This is a genomic window from Chryseobacterium shigense (assembly GCF_014207845.1).
Taxonomy (GTDB): domain Bacteria; phylum Bacteroidota; class Bacteroidia; order Flavobacteriales; family Weeksellaceae; genus Chryseobacterium; species Chryseobacterium shigense_A.
This window is the reverse complement of sequence record NZ_JACHLC010000001.1, coordinates 1,802,540-1,818,316: the sequence shown is the minus strand read 5'-3', so window position 1 is coordinate 1,818,316 and position 15,777 is coordinate 1,802,540. Positions and strand designations below refer to the sequence as shown.

General features: G+C 31.3%; 15 protein-coding genes. 8 read left to right on the top strand and 7 right to left on the bottom strand.

The genetic code is table 11. The features are described from left to right. Positions 1–4: 4 nt before the first annotated feature. Positions 5–172 (bottom strand): phosphatidate cytidylyltransferase, encoded by a 168-nt coding sequence (locus tag HNP36_RS08340; protein ID WP_184158542.1) that lies wholly within the window; start codon positions 170–172, stop codon positions 5–7. A gap of 24 nt (positions 173–196) precedes the next feature. Then, positions 197–634: a DUF6526 family protein gene (locus HNP36_RS08335; protein ID WP_184158544.1), complete on the bottom strand. Its 438-nt coding sequence runs from the start codon at positions 632–634 to the stop codon at positions 197–199. Positions 635–942: 308 nt separating this feature from the next. On the opposite strand from HNP36_RS08335, the gene HNP36_RS08330 reads away from it, so the two are divergent. The 8 genes from HNP36_RS08330 to HNP36_RS08295 all read left to right on the top strand — a co-directional run bounded on the left by HNP36_RS08330 (position 943) and on the right by HNP36_RS08295 (position 10,574). Further along, entirely contained in the window at positions 943–2,712 is a 1,770-nt protein-coding gene (locus tag HNP36_RS08330; protein ID WP_184158545.1) for an aminopeptidase P family protein, read from the top strand. Positions 2,713–3,268: 556 nt separating this feature from the next. After that, positions 3,269–3,847, top strand: a complete 579-nt coding sequence (locus HNP36_RS08325) for an NAD(P)H-dependent oxidoreductase (RefSeq protein ID WP_184158547.1) — start codon at positions 3,269–3,271, stop codon at positions 3,845–3,847. Positions 3,848–3,975: 128 nt separating this feature from the next. After that, complete coding sequence (mnmE, locus tag HNP36_RS08320; RefSeq protein ID WP_184158549.1) at positions 3,976–5,361, top strand: tRNA uridine-5-carboxymethylaminomethyl(34) synthesis GTPase MnmE; 1,386 nt, start codon at positions 3,976–3,978, stop codon at positions 5,359–5,361. Positions 5,362–5,628: 267 nt separating this feature from the next. Then, positions 5,629–6,180: a helix-turn-helix domain-containing protein gene (locus HNP36_RS08315; protein WP_184158551.1), complete on the top strand. Its 552-nt coding sequence runs from the start codon at positions 5,629–5,631 to the stop codon at positions 6,178–6,180. Next, on the top strand, positions 6,173–7,399 hold the full coding sequence (locus tag HNP36_RS08310) for a tyrosine-type recombinase/integrase (protein WP_184158553.1): 1,227 nt from the start codon (positions 6,173–6,175) through the stop codon (positions 7,397–7,399). The genes HNP36_RS08315 and HNP36_RS08310 overlap by 8 nt, the downstream gene beginning before the upstream one ends. After that, entirely contained in the window at positions 7,396–8,463 is a 1,068-nt protein-coding gene (locus HNP36_RS08305) for a hypothetical protein (protein ID WP_184158555.1), read from the top strand. Before HNP36_RS08310 ends, HNP36_RS08305 begins: the two co-directional genes overlap by 4 nt. Before the next feature lie 187 nt (positions 8,464–8,650). Next, positions 8,651–9,028: a helix-turn-helix domain-containing protein gene (locus tag HNP36_RS08300; RefSeq protein WP_184158557.1), complete on the top strand. Its 378-nt coding sequence runs from the start codon at positions 8,651–8,653 to the stop codon at positions 9,026–9,028. A gap of 16 nt (positions 9,029–9,044) precedes the next feature. Next, positions 9,045–10,574 carry a hypothetical protein gene (locus tag HNP36_RS08295; protein ID WP_184158559.1) on the top strand — a complete coding sequence of 510 codons (1,530 nt, stop codon included), beginning with the start codon at positions 9,045–9,047 and terminating at the stop codon, positions 10,572–10,574. Positions 10,575–10,678: 104 nt separating this feature from the next. On the opposite strand, the gene HNP36_RS08290 is transcribed toward HNP36_RS08295, so the two are convergent. From HNP36_RS08290 to HNP36_RS08270, 5 genes are read right to left on the bottom strand one after another with little or no spacing between them, the layout of a single operon-like run. Continuing rightward, a complete protein-coding gene (locus tag HNP36_RS08290) occupies positions 10,679–12,337 on the bottom strand; it encodes a DUF262 domain-containing protein (RefSeq protein ID WP_184158561.1) in 1,659 nt (552 codons plus the stop codon). 19 nt (positions 12,338–12,356) lie between these two features. Further along, complete coding sequence (locus HNP36_RS08285) at positions 12,357–12,764, bottom strand: hypothetical protein (RefSeq protein ID WP_184158563.1); 408 nt, start codon at positions 12,762–12,764, stop codon at positions 12,357–12,359. Between the two features lie 13 nt (positions 12,765–12,777). Further along, complete coding sequence (locus HNP36_RS08280) at positions 12,778–13,425, bottom strand: hypothetical protein (RefSeq protein WP_184158566.1); 648 nt, start codon at positions 13,423–13,425, stop codon at positions 12,778–12,780. Between the two features lie 10 nt (positions 13,426–13,435). After that, positions 13,436–14,167, bottom strand: a complete 732-nt coding sequence (locus HNP36_RS08275) for a hypothetical protein (protein ID WP_184158568.1) — start codon at positions 14,165–14,167, stop codon at positions 13,436–13,438. Beyond that, positions 14,164–15,756: an RNA-directed DNA polymerase gene (locus HNP36_RS08270; RefSeq protein ID WP_228456293.1), complete on the bottom strand. Its 1,593-nt coding sequence runs from the start codon at positions 15,754–15,756 to the stop codon at positions 14,164–14,166. Before HNP36_RS08270 ends, HNP36_RS08275 begins: the two co-directional genes overlap by 4 nt. Positions 15,757–15,777: the final 21 nt, after the last annotated feature.

Sequence of the window (15,777 nt, the reverse complement as noted above, 5' to 3'; positions counted from 1 at the left end):
ATGGTTAAGAGTTTTTACCCCTCGAAAAGATCAGAAAAAGGATGACTACAACTGCAACGACCAGGATAATTCCCCACCACATTCCAGCCTTAAAAATAGTTTCTACTGCTTCACAGCTTGTTAAGGTTAACAAAGTGAATATGGTTATACTGTATAAGGTCAATTTTCTCATGGTATACATATTTTGGGTGTTATTTTAGACTCTTTCCTGGTCTGCTCTCCAGTTTTTGATAGAACGCTTAATCTCATCTCCTGAAATATTCTCGTGAATTGCCCTGTATAAAAGCTCTTTGAATTCATCGTCATAAGCAAATCTTAAAGCTGCAATCTGGTCAAATCTTAACTTATCAGTAATTTCATCAGATCTCTGTCCGGAAATTTCAAAATATCTCTGTTTAAATTCAAGCTTTATTATACGGTTCTGGAGTCCCAGCGCATAATGCTGCCTTGTCATAAAAGCAAGATAGAAAAGCAGGAATATTACAATAGAAAACAATATCCAGGTTAATTGATGTTCCGTATCATCCCATATCTTATAAATCCCATAAATTTCTAGTAATATTAATATCGGGAGGTAAATGAAATGATGAGGGGGGTAAAATTTTCTGTGGTTTTTATAATTCTGTGCTTTCATACGAAGAATAGTAGCAATAATCTTTCCAAAACTTTGTGTATTTAATAATAATATTGTTTTTGTGGTATTTAAATGTATGCTGTAATTAATATTGTTGATTATTTTTGGTAAATCATAGAGTAATTATTAAGACTAACGAAATAAAAAAGCCATCTCTGTTCATAAACATGGTTTCAATCTGAAAAATCAACTTGCAGGCAGAATTTACTTGTAAAGAAAAAATAACAAATCATTAACTAAAATAGGCTGTGGATTTCATTTCCAAACCTCAATTTTTTCGTAACTTTCGGTGTTTAAAAAAGAAAAGAATGACTTCAAAGGACAAAGTGGCTGCGCTTCGTGAAGAAATGCAGAAAAATAATGTTGATGCATTTATAATATATTCTGCAGACCCGCATATGAGTGAGTATTTGCCGGAAGAATGGCAGGAGAGAGCATGGCTTTCCGGGTTTCTGGGATCTGCAGGTTTTGTGGTAATTACAAAAGACAAAGCAGGTCTGTGGACGGACGGAAGATATTTTACCCAGGCTGCTATAGAGCTGGAAGGCTCAGGAATAGATCTTTTCAAAGACGGAATGGAAGGCACACCCAATTATATAGACTGGATTATTTCAGAAATTCCTGCCGGAGGAAAAGTGGCTGTTAATGCTGTTGCCACTTCAAATACCAATTGGGAACTGCTGTCGCAAAAGCTGCAGTCGAAAAATATAACTCTGGCAGACCTTCCATTATTAAAAGAGATATGGAAAGACAGAGGTACTCCTTCTAAAAATCCGGTTTTCGTGCATCCTGTAGAAAGAGCCGGAAAATCAGTTGCGGATAAACTGGGAGCAATCCGTCAGAAAATGGAAGAGCAGGAAGCTACCGTTCATATTGTTTCCAGTCTTGATGACGTAGCATGGACACTGAATTTAAGAGGAAGTGATGTACAAAGCAATCCTGTATTTTTAGGATACATCGTCATCACCAAAAATGATGCAGTACTTTTTACCGGCCTTGAAAAGCTGGAAGTAGGTGCCAGAAAGCAGATGGACGATTCTTTTGTGAAAATGATGCCTTACGAAGAATTTTACAGCTATCTGAAAATATTCAAAAACGAAAAAGTTCTGGTTTCCCCGAACACTAACCAGATGATTTTTGAAACGTTAAAAGAAAACAATCAGTTTATAAAGGCGCCGGTTCCCGGTAATCTAATGAAAGCCCAGAAAAATGAAGCTGAGCTGGAAGGATTCAGGACAGTAATGGTAAGAGATGGCGTTGCCATGGTGAAATTCCTTTACTGGCTTATTCATAACGCAGGAAAAGAAACCATGAATGAATATTCTATCGGTGAAAAACTGAGAAGCTTCCGTGCAGAAGGAGAAAACTTTGTAGGAGAAAGCTTTGGAAGCATTATAGGATATAAGGATAACGGTGCTATCATGCATTATTCCGCAAAAAGTGAAGGCAGCAAAGAGGTTACGAACGATGCCAGTATCCTTGTGGATTCAGGAGGACAGTATCTGGAAGGAACAACTGATATTACAAGAACCTTTGCTCTGGGAGCTGTTTCTGATGAATTCAAAAGAAATTCAACGTTGGTGCTTCAGGGAATGATCCGTTTGTCAATGGTAAAATTCCCGAAAGGGACAAAAGGTGTTCACCTTGATGCTATTGCAAGACTTCCTTTATGGATGGAAGGCAAAGATTTCAACCACGGGACAGGTCATGGTGTAGGAAGTTTTATGAATGTTCATGAAGGACCTCAGAATATCAGAAAAGATATGAATCCCCAGGACCTTCTGCCGGGAATGGTATGTTCCAATGAGCCGGGATATTATCTGGAAGGAGAATACGGAATCCGTCACGAAAACCTGATTGCCGTAAAAGAAGCGGAAAAAACAATTCACGGAACCTTCTATGAATTCGAGACACTTACATTCTGCCCGTTCTTTAAAGATACTATCGTAAAAGAAATTCTTTCAAAAGAAGAGATTCAGTGGCTGAATGATTACCACAGAACATGCGAACAAAAGATAGGCCCGTACCTTGAAGGAGATGTTAAAGCATGGTTCCTTGAATTGGTAAGTCCATTTTAAAGGATACATTGAATGATGTATAGGGCAATTGTCAATAATTATTTTGGATATAAACGCTGGACTTACATCTTCAACTCAAAATACTGAACATTAATAATTGTTAGATAATTTTGGAGCCCTGTGGAGAGATCTGCAGGGCTTTTTTATACATACAACCGTATTTTTACGGATATAATTCTAGGGATTCCCCTGACAGGATATCATGTGCGACTGCCTATCTTTGTATCAGCAAAAGTACATCATTCATATCTTCATATACACTTAGTAAATTCAAAGCAGGTAAAACCATTTCGTTCCGGAATGGTTTTATTTTTTGTCACCAGTGAAAAGTTGTATCAGTTAAAGAATCCTAATAGCTTTAAAATAGGATCAGGGAAGTTTTAAATACCTGCATTGGTTTTTGTATTTGTTTAACTTTGCTGAAGGTGTACTATAGAGAATCTGGCATTTTTAAAAAGTACAAAGGTTTTGGGCATTTGTCTTATAACGGTACGCGGCAGTTTTGTAATTTTGTGAATAGATGGATTACACTAAAGAATCTATTAAAATGAACAGGATGAAAAAAATAGCCATTATCAACGGACATCCCAATAAAAATTCCTTTAATTTCGGAATTACAGAGTCTTACAAAAAAGAGGCAGAAAAATCGGGAGCTGAAGTAAAAGAAATTATAATAGCTGAACTTAAATTTGATCCCATTCTGCATTTTGGATACCAAAAAAGAATGGAATTGGAGCCAGATCTGCTGAATGCCTGGGAAATCATACAGTGGGCAGATCATCTGGTATGGATTCATCCTGTGTGGTGGGGCGGTATGCCTGCACTGATGAAAGGTTTTATTGATCGGCTTTTTCTTCCTGGGTTCGCTTATCAGTACAGGGAAAATTCGGTTTGGTGGGATAAACTGTTGAAAGGAAAAACAGGCCACATCATTACAACGCTTGATCAGCCGGGATGGTATTATTGGTTTATTTATGGGAGGCCAAGCGTTAATCAGCTGAAAAGATCAACCCTGGGATTTTGTGGTATAAAACCGGTGAAAACTACTTATATAGGCATTATCAGAAATTCTACGGAAATACAGCGTGCAAAATGGCTTCAGAAAGTAGGAGAACTGGGAAGAAAGCAGAAATAAATTGTTATTACGGGCAAGATTTTATGTTTTTATGATGTATGCAAAACCAAAAGATTGAATCAGAGTTATAGACAATCTGTATAAAAGACGGCTTCAGGAATTAGCCTGAAAATACGTAAATTTGCATCATGAATAACGATACGATTTGTGCACTGGCAACAGCCAACGGAGTAGGAGCTTTAGGGATTATAAGAGTTTCAGGAGATGATGCTTTACCTGTAGTTCAGAAAAGTTTTCCGTCTAAGAAGCTGGAAAAGCAAAAATCCCATACCATCCATTACGGTTATTTTATGGATGACGAAGAAGCTGTTGATGAAGTGATGCTTTCTATCTTCCTTGCTCCGAAAAGCTTTACTACAGAAAACTCTGTGGAAATTGCTTTTCACGGCTCACCGCATATCGGAAAACGAATTCTGGAGACTCTGATTAAAAACGGGGCAAGAATGGCTAAAGCAGGGGAATTTACCCTTCGTGCATTTATCAACGGAAGAATAGATCTTTCACAGGCAGAAGCCATTGCAGATGTCATCGCTTCTGAAAATGAAGCATCCAGAAAAGTAGCCATTAATCAGCTTAAAGGGGGAATTACCAATGAAATATCAATATTGAGAACAGATCTTCTGAATTTTGTTTCCCTGATCGAACTTGAACTGGATTTTGCGGAAGAAGATGTGGAGTTTGCAGACAGATCAGCTCTTAACGGCCTGTTAGATAAGATAGAATTGAAACTGGATTCACTTATAGATAGCTTCCAATACGGAAATGCTATCAAAAATGGAACTGCTGTTGCCATCATCGGAAAACCGAATGCCGGGAAATCTACCTTATTGAATGCCCTATTAAAGGAAGAAAGAGCAATCGTTAGTAACATTGCAGGAACTACGAGAGATACCATTGAAGAAGTGCTGCACATCAAAGGTCATGCATTCCGTTTAATTGATACTGCCGGACTTCGTGAAACAGCAGATGAAATTGAAGCTATCGGGGTAAAAAAAGCAAAAGAAAAAGTAGAAAATGCCAATATTCTTGTATATCTGGCAGATGCTGCCACAGAAGATTATTCGGAAGATATTGAAATGATCAGATCCCTTCAGAGAGATGACCTTAAACTGATTATCTGTGCTACAAAAATTGATGAAGTACTTCCTCCGAAATATGAGGCAGTAGAAGACATTTTCAGAAATGAAATTGCCCAGGATTTTGATTTTATCAGAATATCTGCCGTAGAAAACCAAAACATCCAGGATCTTAAAAACGAACTGTCTTCTTATGTAGAACAGTTAAAGTCCCAGGAAAATAATGTGGTGATTACCAATCAAAGACACTTTGAAGCTCTCCGGAAATCTTTGGAAGCAACTCATAAAGTAAAAGAAGCTATTACTTTCCAGATTTCCACAGAATTGTTAGCCTATGAATTAAGAAATGCATTGGAACATCTTGGTGAAATTTCAGGTGAGGTGACTAATGATGAGGTTTTGGGGAATATTTTTTCTAAGTTTTGTATCGGAAAGTAGACCATGTTTTAGATTGTATATAGATTACAATTGCAATAATACGAAAAACCCTTTAAATGTAGTATTTAAAGGGCTTTTTATTTGTATTCTGTTTTGTTTAAAAATTTAATATTGCAGAATATATACATTCTATTTGTTTCTATTTCGTTTCTATGAATTTGATTTGGAATAAAATTTGTAATTTCATCGTTAAAAAATGTTACATTTTGAAACGGTGGGAAACATGGGGAAACAATGTGAAACATTTTTGAGGAGAATTTAGGCGTTATGGAAGTCAATAAAATTTGTCAATTCTGCGGAAATAGGTTTGTAGCTAAAAAGACTACAACAAAATGCTGTTCCGATGACTGTGCTAAGAAATTCTACAAAAAGAGAAAGCGTGATGAAAAGATTCAGGCGAGTGATAAGGATTTAGAAGTACAAATTAAAGGTTATGATATTGAAGAAATCCAAAAGAAAGATTACTTATCCATCAAAGAAGTTATGCTTTTACTCAATATTAGTAGAACATCAATTTATCGAATGTTAAAAGATGGCAGATTAAGCAAATTAGAAGGCTTTAAATCGGTTAGGATTAGGAAAATCGACTTAGATGTACTCTTTAGTCAAAAAGCCGAAAATAAAGAAGAAAAACAATATAATTTACCATATTTCTGTGATGATAATTATTACACGATTAACGAAGTCTTAGACGCATTTAAAGTGAGTTCAGGTTCATTTTATCATTTATGTAAAAAACATAATATTCCGAAAATTCAAAAAGGTAAAAATGTGTATGTCCCCAAAAACTTAGTAAATACAATTTTCAATAATGAGTAAAAAAGTAACAGTGCTAAAAAAACTTGTAAAAGGAAATAAGAGCAATCTTTCACTAAATTTTTATCCACCTGTTTTCAATCGAAAAACTGGAAAAAAGACTCGGTATGAAAAAACGAGTTATTTTATTTATAATGAATTTCAAAGTGAAATTATTTATTATACAGATGCAAATGGGAAGAAACAGTCAAAAATTGAAATTGTTAAAGATAAAAAAGGCTATCCGAAAAAAATAACATTAACTCCTGCTCAGAAACATCATAATAGGGAAACTAATGAAATGATTGAACTGTACAGAGCAAAGAGGTTTAAGGAAGTAATTAGTCCAGATATTTATACAGAAGCGGAGTTAAAAAGCTTCAAACTAACTGAAAATAAGAAGAAAATCTTTACAGAGTATTTTAAGGAAAAAGCAGAAAATGCAACAAAATCTGCGGGGGCATGGAGTGCTAGTTATGGGTATTTTTCTAAATATTATGGTAATAAGCTTTTTAGTGATATTGATAAAGTGTTGATTGAAGATTTTAAAAATAAGTTACTTAATTCCTTTCAATTAAGAAGTAAAAAACACAAATTGAAAAGGAATTCGGCGGCAAGCTATTTTATCAGATTTATTCAAGTCTTGGAAATGGCTTACGAAGAAAATTATCTTTCTGAAAACTTCAAAGGAAGAATCGAATGGATTGAAGAGGAAGAAGTGATGAAGAATTTTCTAACAATTGACGAGTGCAAAATCCTATTTGCTACTGAGTTTCCCGATGAAGTTTTAAAAAAATATTGTGTTTTTGCCCTTTTAACAGGTTTGAGATATTCGGATATATCAAATCTAAAATGGGGTGATGTTGTTAGAAGACATGATACAGATTTTATAGATTTCAGGATGAAGAAAACCTCAGCATTCCAATATCATCCTATCTCCCAAGAAGCGATAAATCTTATGGGAGATAAACAAAACAGGACTGACTTTGTTTTCGAAAGAATTGCTTATCATTCGCTAAATGACAATTTACGAAAATGGCTTTTAAAAGCAGAAATTGAGAAGAAAGTAACATTTCATAATTTCAGAACTTCTTATGCAGTAGCACAATTGGAAGCAGGAGCAGATATTTATCTAATTTCAAAAATGTTGGGACATAAAAACGTCAGTACTACGGAGATTTACGCAAAAATTGTTGATAAACGAAAGATAAGTACTATTAATAATATTATTTTAGGGTTATGATAGACTTTTTACCAATTCAAGATGATGATTTTATATTTTCATCATTATTTCAAAATTATGAAGAAGGTCATACAGATGCAACCGATTTCGGCATGTATCCATTTTTCAGGCTTAGATATTTCTTTTTGGATAGAGAAAGACTCCCAATAAGAACATTGAAAATTGATGAAGAAAAAATAGAAAGATTTGACATGTTTAAGAACATCTTCATGAGAGGAGATTATTTTTACCTTATAGCCTATCACTATTTTATCCATGTTAAAGAGTATGAATTTGAATATAAAGTTGAAGGTAAAATGCGTATTGAAGATAAAAACGGAGAATTAAAAATAGTTTCTTTCTTTGAACCACTGTACAATGCTTTAATAGAGGAGAAAATTAAATCACAGAAACTGCTCCGACATGAGTATATTGTATCTAAAAATAAATACTTATACATAAATAAGCTCACTGAAATACTTTTCAATGATTATTATGATTTAGATGATGCAATAAGAAAAGAGAAAAATGTCTTTGCAAAATATGGTATGGCTGTTAAGGAGGTTTATTTAGAAATATTTAGAGACTTTTATTCCAATTTTGTAGATTATCTTACAACTGAGAATTTTGAAGCTCTAAAAAAGCTTGTTTATCCTTCTAAAAAAGAAGTTCAATCGTTTAAGCTTGCACCGAGAAAAACCTATAAGAATTTAAAGGATATGGAAGCAAGAACAAAAATTGTTGAATCCATTAAACAAAATTTGATAGAAAAAGGATTCATTTCTAAGATAACCACTTTTGAACAGGTTTATGACCTTTTTGACAACAAAAGACGAGAATTACCAAAAATCCTTTGGGAGAAAGATATTACATCTTTAGCTACATTTTATAAAATAATGGAAGATGATAAAATTATCCAGGATGCGGAAGGAGAACATTGGAAAATTTTGGCTGATTATTTTATTCTTAAAAATGATTCGGAGATTTCAAGAGAAGAACTTAAAAGCAAAAAGAAGTCAACCAATTTTAAAATTTTAACTGACCTTGAAAGCACATTTGACTTACTGAAAAAAATTATCGCATAATCTCTACTCCACCCTTGAAATTTTTTTCATTTTTTTTCATTTTTTCCGATAAAATTTGAGCTGATTAATCAAATAGTATTTTACAAATATTATAATACACTTAAAATCAAACACTTAAAACTCTTACTGTAAGGTGAGAGTTTTTTCGTTTTTGGCATACTCGCTAAGTTATTGATGTAACCGATTCATGACAAAAGAAATCATGACGACAAAAACCAGCCATAACGAAAATTTCGGTTCTATAATCGAAAAATTGGTGCAGACAGAAGTAACTAAATACTTAACTGCTTACGCAACAGAATTAGAAAAATTGAGTGAAATAGCTATCTCAAAAGCTGTCTTAACAGTAAAAGATGTTGCAGAACTTCTCGATATGAACGAGCGAGTAATAGTTCAAAAAATTAATTCAGGATTGATCCCTGCTTACAAATGCAAAATTACTAATAAGTTTTTTGTTTTGAAGCGTGAATTAATCAAAGAAATTACTTCAGGAACGCACTATAAGTCAATTTCAATGATGAAAGCTGAAGTAAATAAGAATTTTGAAACCCAACAATTTGTATAATTTAAAATCTGAGATTATGTCTAAAAAAATATTATATAAAAATCAAACAACTAGAAAGCTAAGTAGAAATGAAAAACAAAGAATTACAATCGCAAATCTGGCGTTAATTCCTTCTGTAATTAAAAACTATATTGATACGCTCGTGAAGGTTTATCGCCCAACTTTTACCTACAAACTAAAAGTTGAGTTTTTCTATTATATCATTGTAACGATAATAAGGCGTCAAAATACCTATGAAAATAAAGCACTTGAAAATATTCCTGTTGCACTTAATGCAACGGTTTTAAGGGGTATAAAATCAGACTATAATGAATATATAGATTGGCTTATTGAGCAAGAAGTTATTTTCAAGGCTGAAAATTACGTTGCTGGAAATTCTTCAAATAAATATTGTTTTGCCAATTTTATTTTACCATCCTTAAAAGAGGATTCAGGCTCTGAAATAGTTGAAATGGAAGCTTTAAAATCCAACACAATCATAGTGGCGAGATCGATTGAGGAATCCGAAGTATATGAAGATAACAAGCACCTTTTGAAGTGGTTTAATGATGGTTTGGAGATAGATTTTGAAAGAGCTGTAACCTATATAAAAGATTTATCATATTATGAAGGTGAAATCTTTGATTTAACGCATAAAAAAGTTCATTGGAATCATCAAATATTAGCATTGCATCATAAGGCTTTTTATGCAACCCGAAATGAGGAAAGTGATTTTCGTTTGCATACAACTTTAACAAACTTGAAGAAAATATTCAAACCTTTTATTACTTATGAAGGTCAAGAACTCATAGGATATGATCTAAAAAATTCGCAACCGTTTTTCTTAATATTTTTAATAGATTCTATTATAAATAACAATGATAGAATAAGTTATATATTAAGTAAAGTATATAGTAAAAAGACTTATAATTCCTTTATGTTGCAGAATCTTCGCAAACGCCTTTCTACAGAGAGTTTTCAAGAAGAATATAAGATGTTTAAAACATGGGTTCTTAATGGTGAAATTTATGAAAATATGGAAAGTATTATTAAACCAAAGAAACGTTTAGGTTCTTATTTTGCTAATAAATATAACGCTCGAAAAAAAGTAACAGAGATTAAAAAAGTGGATGATGTTAGAGCTTTGATGAAAGGAGTTATTTTCACTTTATTTTTCAGTGGTATAAAAACTAGAAATTCAAATTACAAAATTTTTAAAGAAGCTTTTCCAAATTTGGTTGATGCAATAGAGTTATTTAAGGGAAATGATAATGCTGTTTTTTCCAAATTGCTACAAAATATTGAATCGGAGTGTATCATTGATTTTGTATCAAGGAAAATTGCCAAAGAGTACCCAGAAATGCCTTTATTTTCGATTCATGACTCTTTGTCTACAACAGAGAATTACGCTCTTATTTTAGAGGATTTGATGCCTAAATACATTTTTGAGTACACAGGCTTAACACCTAAAATAGAGGAGGAAAAATGGAAGAAGCATCATTATCAAGTTGACTATGTTAAGAGAGTTGAATTACACCCTGAATGGTATGCTTATAATGATTTTTAAAATTAATTTTTAACATCGAATAAATAATAAAAGTAGACTTAGAAACAAGCCTACTTTTATCAAAACTGTATTTAAATTATCAAATAAAAAGGTTTAAAAATGATTTATAAGTTTGAAGTATTAAAGTATCTCTTTGCAAAATCAGTAATTGATTTATGTCGTTCGGTAATTTCTTTTTCTGTCCAGATATATTTTTCTCTAATTTCTGTATAGCTTGAAAGTGCTGTATCTTGAAAAAGTTCACTTTTTTTATCAAATGATTTATTACTGAATTTACTATTTTGATTTTTTGTTAAAAGTGCTAAATTTCCTACGATGTGTAAATATTTGGATTTAAATTCTTCAGAGTATTCTTCATCCTCTGGATTTTGAGGTTTTATATGTTCAATTGTATAATTATCATAAAGTTCTTTATCAAGCAATATACCTGAGAGATTTATTTTTCTTAGATGATTTTCATACTGCCATAAAACAAATTTTATAGTATTTCGATTATAGTGCCATTTTTCATTATCAAAATAATTTATAATAATATTTTCAAAATGATCATTATCATTCCAGTACCATTTAAATCCAGTTATAGTCGCATTTTTTATATCCTCATATAAATCATTTATATTGTATGCCTGTTCAAAATTAAAGTACTGTTTTGCATAGTTATGCAAATAGTCTGTCCTGTAATCGCCTAATTTTAGCTTGAAAGAAAGAATTTCTAATAGCTTTAGAATTTTGGTATAGATCTCTCCTTTATTTTCACCTCGATTGAACAAAACAAGTAATACTAATTTCCAATTAACTTCATTGCCAACGAAGAATAAATTTGAAATCTCTGATTGCCCTCTATTATTTACAACGGTTTTTGCACTATGGGTTAATTCAACAAAGTTTTCGAAAAATAATTTTATCCATTTTATTTTATCTTCGGTATTGTTCAATTTTTCCTTTATTGCTTCAATATTTCCGTTAATATTAAAAAACAAATTGCAGTAATTATCTAAAAGTTCATTCTCAGTAAAATATCCCTCAACAGCTTCAATATTACGATAAGTTACTGAAATATCATCCTGAACATCAGAAATATCGTTATTTGCTTGATTACTATCTTTACTCTGAATATAAATTTGATGCATTAGATATGCCTTAATTACCTCAAATCTTGAAAGTTCTTTACCTCGGTTATTTTGATATTCAAAAACCTGAGTAGCTTCAACTTTATTTGAAATGTAAAAGGTACTAATTATTGCGTTCTCCAATGTTTCTTGAACAATATCAATGATTTCATTATCAAGCTTATTCAATTCGATCTCAAAAAAATTAAATGCTTCGATTATTCGTTTCTGTGAAATTGTCTCTGTATCATCAATAATTGAAATTAAATGTTTTTGTGAAATTTTTTTAAAAATTTGATGATCATCCTTAATTGTTCTAAATACATCGGTTAAATATGTACTTCTAATTTCGTTTGCATCTTGTCCTTTAGCTTCTTTTATTTTGACAATCGCAGAAAGAAATAAAATTGTTGTTGTGAGTCTTTGTTGTCCATCGATGATGAAAAATGTTGAATCAGATTTTTCAAAAAGTAGTTGCCCCAAATAGTAACGTTTTCCTTTTTGTTCTAACAAATCTTCTAAAAATTGAGAACATTGTTTATTTTCCCAGCTATAAGCACGTTGATAAGCAGGGATTCTAATATTTTCTACGGATTTAAAAAGCAATTTGATACTTTCCAATTTCTGATTTTCTTTATGTAATGTAGATTCCATTCCAATTAGTTCTGTTTTCTTATAATTTCTTTACCCAATAATGCTTAATATTAAGTTTTTCAAGTTGAGGAATGATTTTTTCAATAGTTTTTTTAATTAATTCATCATCAGGGTGTGCAATAGCATAAAGATTATCAGGATTTTTTTCTATATCAGACATAATTTTTACTAAAGCTCTTCCAAAATGAGATTTAATTTGACCACTATCAAAAAAATCTCTTTTTTTAGTTGGTGAGTAATCGTTTGATTTAGCTCCTTTCGCTTCCACAATAAGTGTTTTGCCATCTTTTACCGCTTCTATATCATTTCCTTTTGACTGTCCGAAGCATTGATTTATTATTTGCCATCCATCATTTTTCAGTTGTTCAGATAAGATTAGAATGACTTCATCTTCTGTTAATTTACTATTTAAATTGTTATTGTACATCTCTTTTAAAATCTTATTCTGCTTCTCTCGGCATAACAATAAATTTCACTTGTTGCTCGAATTTATTGCAAGTTAAAGTTTCTATTATCTGATATGAATTATAACTATCATAATTTTCAAGGAACTTATTAATTGCTTTTTCAATTGTTTTATAAGAATCTTCAAGGTAATTTGTTACTATTGGCAATCTTTGATCTTCCGTAATATCCGCCTTAATAACTATCTTCTCAAAAAAAGCTAAAGACTCCGAAGAGTTAGTATAGAAATTTTGCACATGATTGAAAGGTGACTTTTCTAATTTTGTACATTCTATAAAGTCTTCTAATAATTGCAGTTTAACATTAATTACTGTATTTGATGTCTCTAATTTTACAGGTATCTCAATGGAATTTTCTCCACTGGAAATAATTTTTTGAAATAGCCCAATGAATTGCTCTCCTGTATCTATATTAGATGTTTTGATATAGAATCGTGCTTGAAAATTTTCGTGCAACGCTTTATGTAAAATGCTTTTTAAAATTTCAGAACTATTTTCTAGTCTCCTAAAGTTTTCTACATTTTTATTTACCTCAATATTTCCAATGACATATTGATGATCTTTTACATCAAATGATATATAGAAATTATAATTTACATTATGAATTGTCTTTTGTATTTCCATATTAAAATTTTTAAAATTTACTATCTATTTGTACCTCCCTTACTAGTCCATTTAGAAGACTTTCAAATGCTTCACTTTGTGACTTCCCACCAGATATTTTAGAAATAAGTTCATTAAGTTCAAATTTAAAAGCTAATCCACTTCTTGGATTGTAAAGTTGTCCAAATTCCCAATTTGTTTTATCAGACATCTGTTTTAAAGCGAAATATATAAGTAATTGCTTTAGATCACTATTCTTAAAATTTCTATTGACTGTTTTAATCTCAACAATAGTATTATCTATTAATAAATCAGCTTCTAAGTTGGGAATAAATCCATATCCTTTTAATGTTGGTCTAAAAATTATATTTTCTGAGTTTTGCTTATTTATAAACTCTAAAGTATTATTTGATATTTTTTCAATTTCATTAATTTCAACTTTGGTTAAAATAAGATCTTCCTCTTTATAATTTCCATTTTTCCAGATTTTACTTGCAACTTCCTTTGTTGTATTTAATAAAGTTTTATTGTCTGATAAAACAGTTTTAAGTTTTTGCTTCGTTGTAATCACTTGTTCGGATAAAGTAAATGCAATCTCAGAAACAATATCATAGCGAGCTTTTTGAAGTGAAGGGATAGATATTCTGTTTACTTCAGTAAGCTGAGTACCATTTACCATTCTTATGAAGTTAGGAGTCAAAAATGGAAAACTTTGTTTCCAAATAGGTGAAAATTTTTCTGCAATATCTCTTTCATTTATCATACTAAAACAGGTTTTGTTAATTGTTTTCTATCTGCAAACCAATCTCTCATTAATACCTCTTCTTTACTAAATAAATTTTTATTATGGTCTCTCCAATGTTTGCCTTCATCTCCTAGATAATAAGATGAATATAAAATTGATCTTCTTTCCCACATTGTAAGAGTCGTGAATTGACTTTTTATATCTCCAAGCCAAAAATCACAATCCCAATTTGTCATTGCTACAATTATTTGTCTTTTTAATAAGTGATTGGTTACTGTTTCAAAAAGGTTAATAAAGATGGTTTCTTTAGCAGGAGAATGTCTTAATGAAAGTATTTGAACAATATAATTTAGATTTATTTCAATCTTAGTTAAATAATTTTCTTCAGCAAATAGCTCTAATAAAGCACTATCAACAAAATTCTTTCCAGCATCAACTAAGTCATCATAAACACTCCTGACTGCTCTGATTATAGTTGTAAAAACAGGAGATAGATTTAATAAATTATTGCTGTCTAGTAAAATTTTTACTGCATTTACTTGGTTTTCTTCTGTCAAAGCTTTTATTGAATTTATCGCTTGCTTGGTAACTGTTTGGTCAATTCTGGTTTTGTTTACTTCTCGAGATAATATTCCAATAATATCTATTTGACGGATTGAATGTTTAATAGTTTCATAATCCTCATCAGCCGTAGCCGAATAAGGATCAAATCTAATAGAAATGTTTAATAGTTTTTGTTCTTCTTCAGGATTATCTATTTCATCAGATATTGGATCTAAGAAATAGTGAATTTCTCTAAATTCCTCCGAAGACATAATTTTTGTTTTATCCTTTTGTAGGCTAAGTTGAGCATTTGATAATTTTTCGGACAAAAGAATTAAAGTTTTATATGCTTCGGATTCACTATTACAAAAGATTGTGTAGTCATCAACATATCTACAAAAAACAATACCCTTCGCTTTCAAGTTAAGATCTGTATTGTTTAAAGCTAATTCAGCTAAAATTCTTGATGCGGGTCCGCCAACGGGTAATCCGTATGATATAGTTCCAGAAAAGATGCTTAATAACTTCAGTATCCTTTTTGGAATATCTGTAGTATCAATTTTTTTTAAAGCATTTTCAAGCTTATGATGATTTACTCTTGGGTAAAAATTAGATATATCAGTTTGTAAAACATAATCAAACTGTTTGGAGTATTCTACACATTGTTTTTTATAGTCTATCCAATTTGCGTCTTTAAATAATGAACTTTTTTTTGCATTCCATTCGTACCTGTAAGAAAAAACATTTTTATCTGCCTCTTTAATTCTTTTATTTTCAATTTTTTCAGCTAGAGATATTACTATTCCCAAATAATATGCGTTCCAAAAAGGTTCAATTAATGTTGCTTGTCGAAATCCATAATATCCTACTTGACTAAGTGTTTCGAGATTAATAGGAGGAGAAAGTGATAAAGATTGTTCAAAATTTTTATGGTAATCCTCTAGGATATCTAAACATTGTTCCAGCATGTCTTCAAAAAGATATCTTTCAAAAGGGAAAGGAAATATATCTGTATCTCCATGTTTAATGATATTTAACAATGCTTTTTTAAAATTTTTTCTCATTCAGGGTTATTTTTTTGATAA

Coding starts and splice junctions, on each gene's coding strand:
- HNP36_RS08340 (WP_184158542.1), bottom strand. CDS start 172: ATGAGAAAATTGACCTTATACAGTATAACCATATTCACTTTGTTAACC.
- HNP36_RS08335 (WP_184158544.1), bottom strand. CDS start 634: ATGAAAGCACAGAATTATAAAAACCACAGAAAATTTTACCCCCCTCAT.
- HNP36_RS08330 (WP_184158545.1), top strand. CDS start 943: ATGACTTCAAAGGACAAAGTGGCTGCGCTTCGTGAAGAAATGCAGAAA.
- HNP36_RS08325 (WP_184158547.1), top strand. CDS start 3,269: ATGAAAAAAATAGCCATTATCAACGGACATCCCAATAAAAATTCCTTT.
- mnmE (WP_184158549.1), top strand. CDS start 3,976: ATGAATAACGATACGATTTGTGCACTGGCAACAGCCAACGGAGTAGGA.
- HNP36_RS08315 (WP_184158551.1), top strand. CDS start 5,629: ATGGAAGTCAATAAAATTTGTCAATTCTGCGGAAATAGGTTTGTAGCT.
- HNP36_RS08310 (WP_184158553.1), top strand. CDS start 6,173: ATGAGTAAAAAAGTAACAGTGCTAAAAAAACTTGTAAAAGGAAATAAG.
- HNP36_RS08305 (WP_184158555.1), top strand. CDS start 7,396: ATGATAGACTTTTTACCAATTCAAGATGATGATTTTATATTTTCATCA.
- HNP36_RS08300 (WP_184158557.1), top strand. CDS start 8,651: ATGACAAAAGAAATCATGACGACAAAAACCAGCCATAACGAAAATTTC.
- HNP36_RS08295 (WP_184158559.1), top strand. CDS start 9,045: ATGTCTAAAAAAATATTATATAAAAATCAAACAACTAGAAAGCTAAGT.
- HNP36_RS08290 (WP_184158561.1), bottom strand. CDS start 12,337: ATGGAATCTACATTACATAAAGAAAATCAGAAATTGGAAAGTATCAAA.
- HNP36_RS08285 (WP_184158563.1), bottom strand. CDS start 12,764: ATGTACAATAACAATTTAAATAGTAAATTAACAGAAGATGAAGTCATT.
- HNP36_RS08280 (WP_184158566.1), bottom strand. CDS start 13,425: ATGGAAATACAAAAGACAATTCATAATGTAAATTATAATTTCTATATA.
- HNP36_RS08275 (WP_184158568.1), bottom strand. CDS start 14,167: ATGATAAATGAAAGAGATATTGCAGAAAAATTTTCACCTATTTGGAAA.
- HNP36_RS08270 (WP_228456293.1), bottom strand. CDS start 15,756: ATGAGAAAAAATTTTAAAAAAGCATTGTTAAATATCATTAAACATGGA.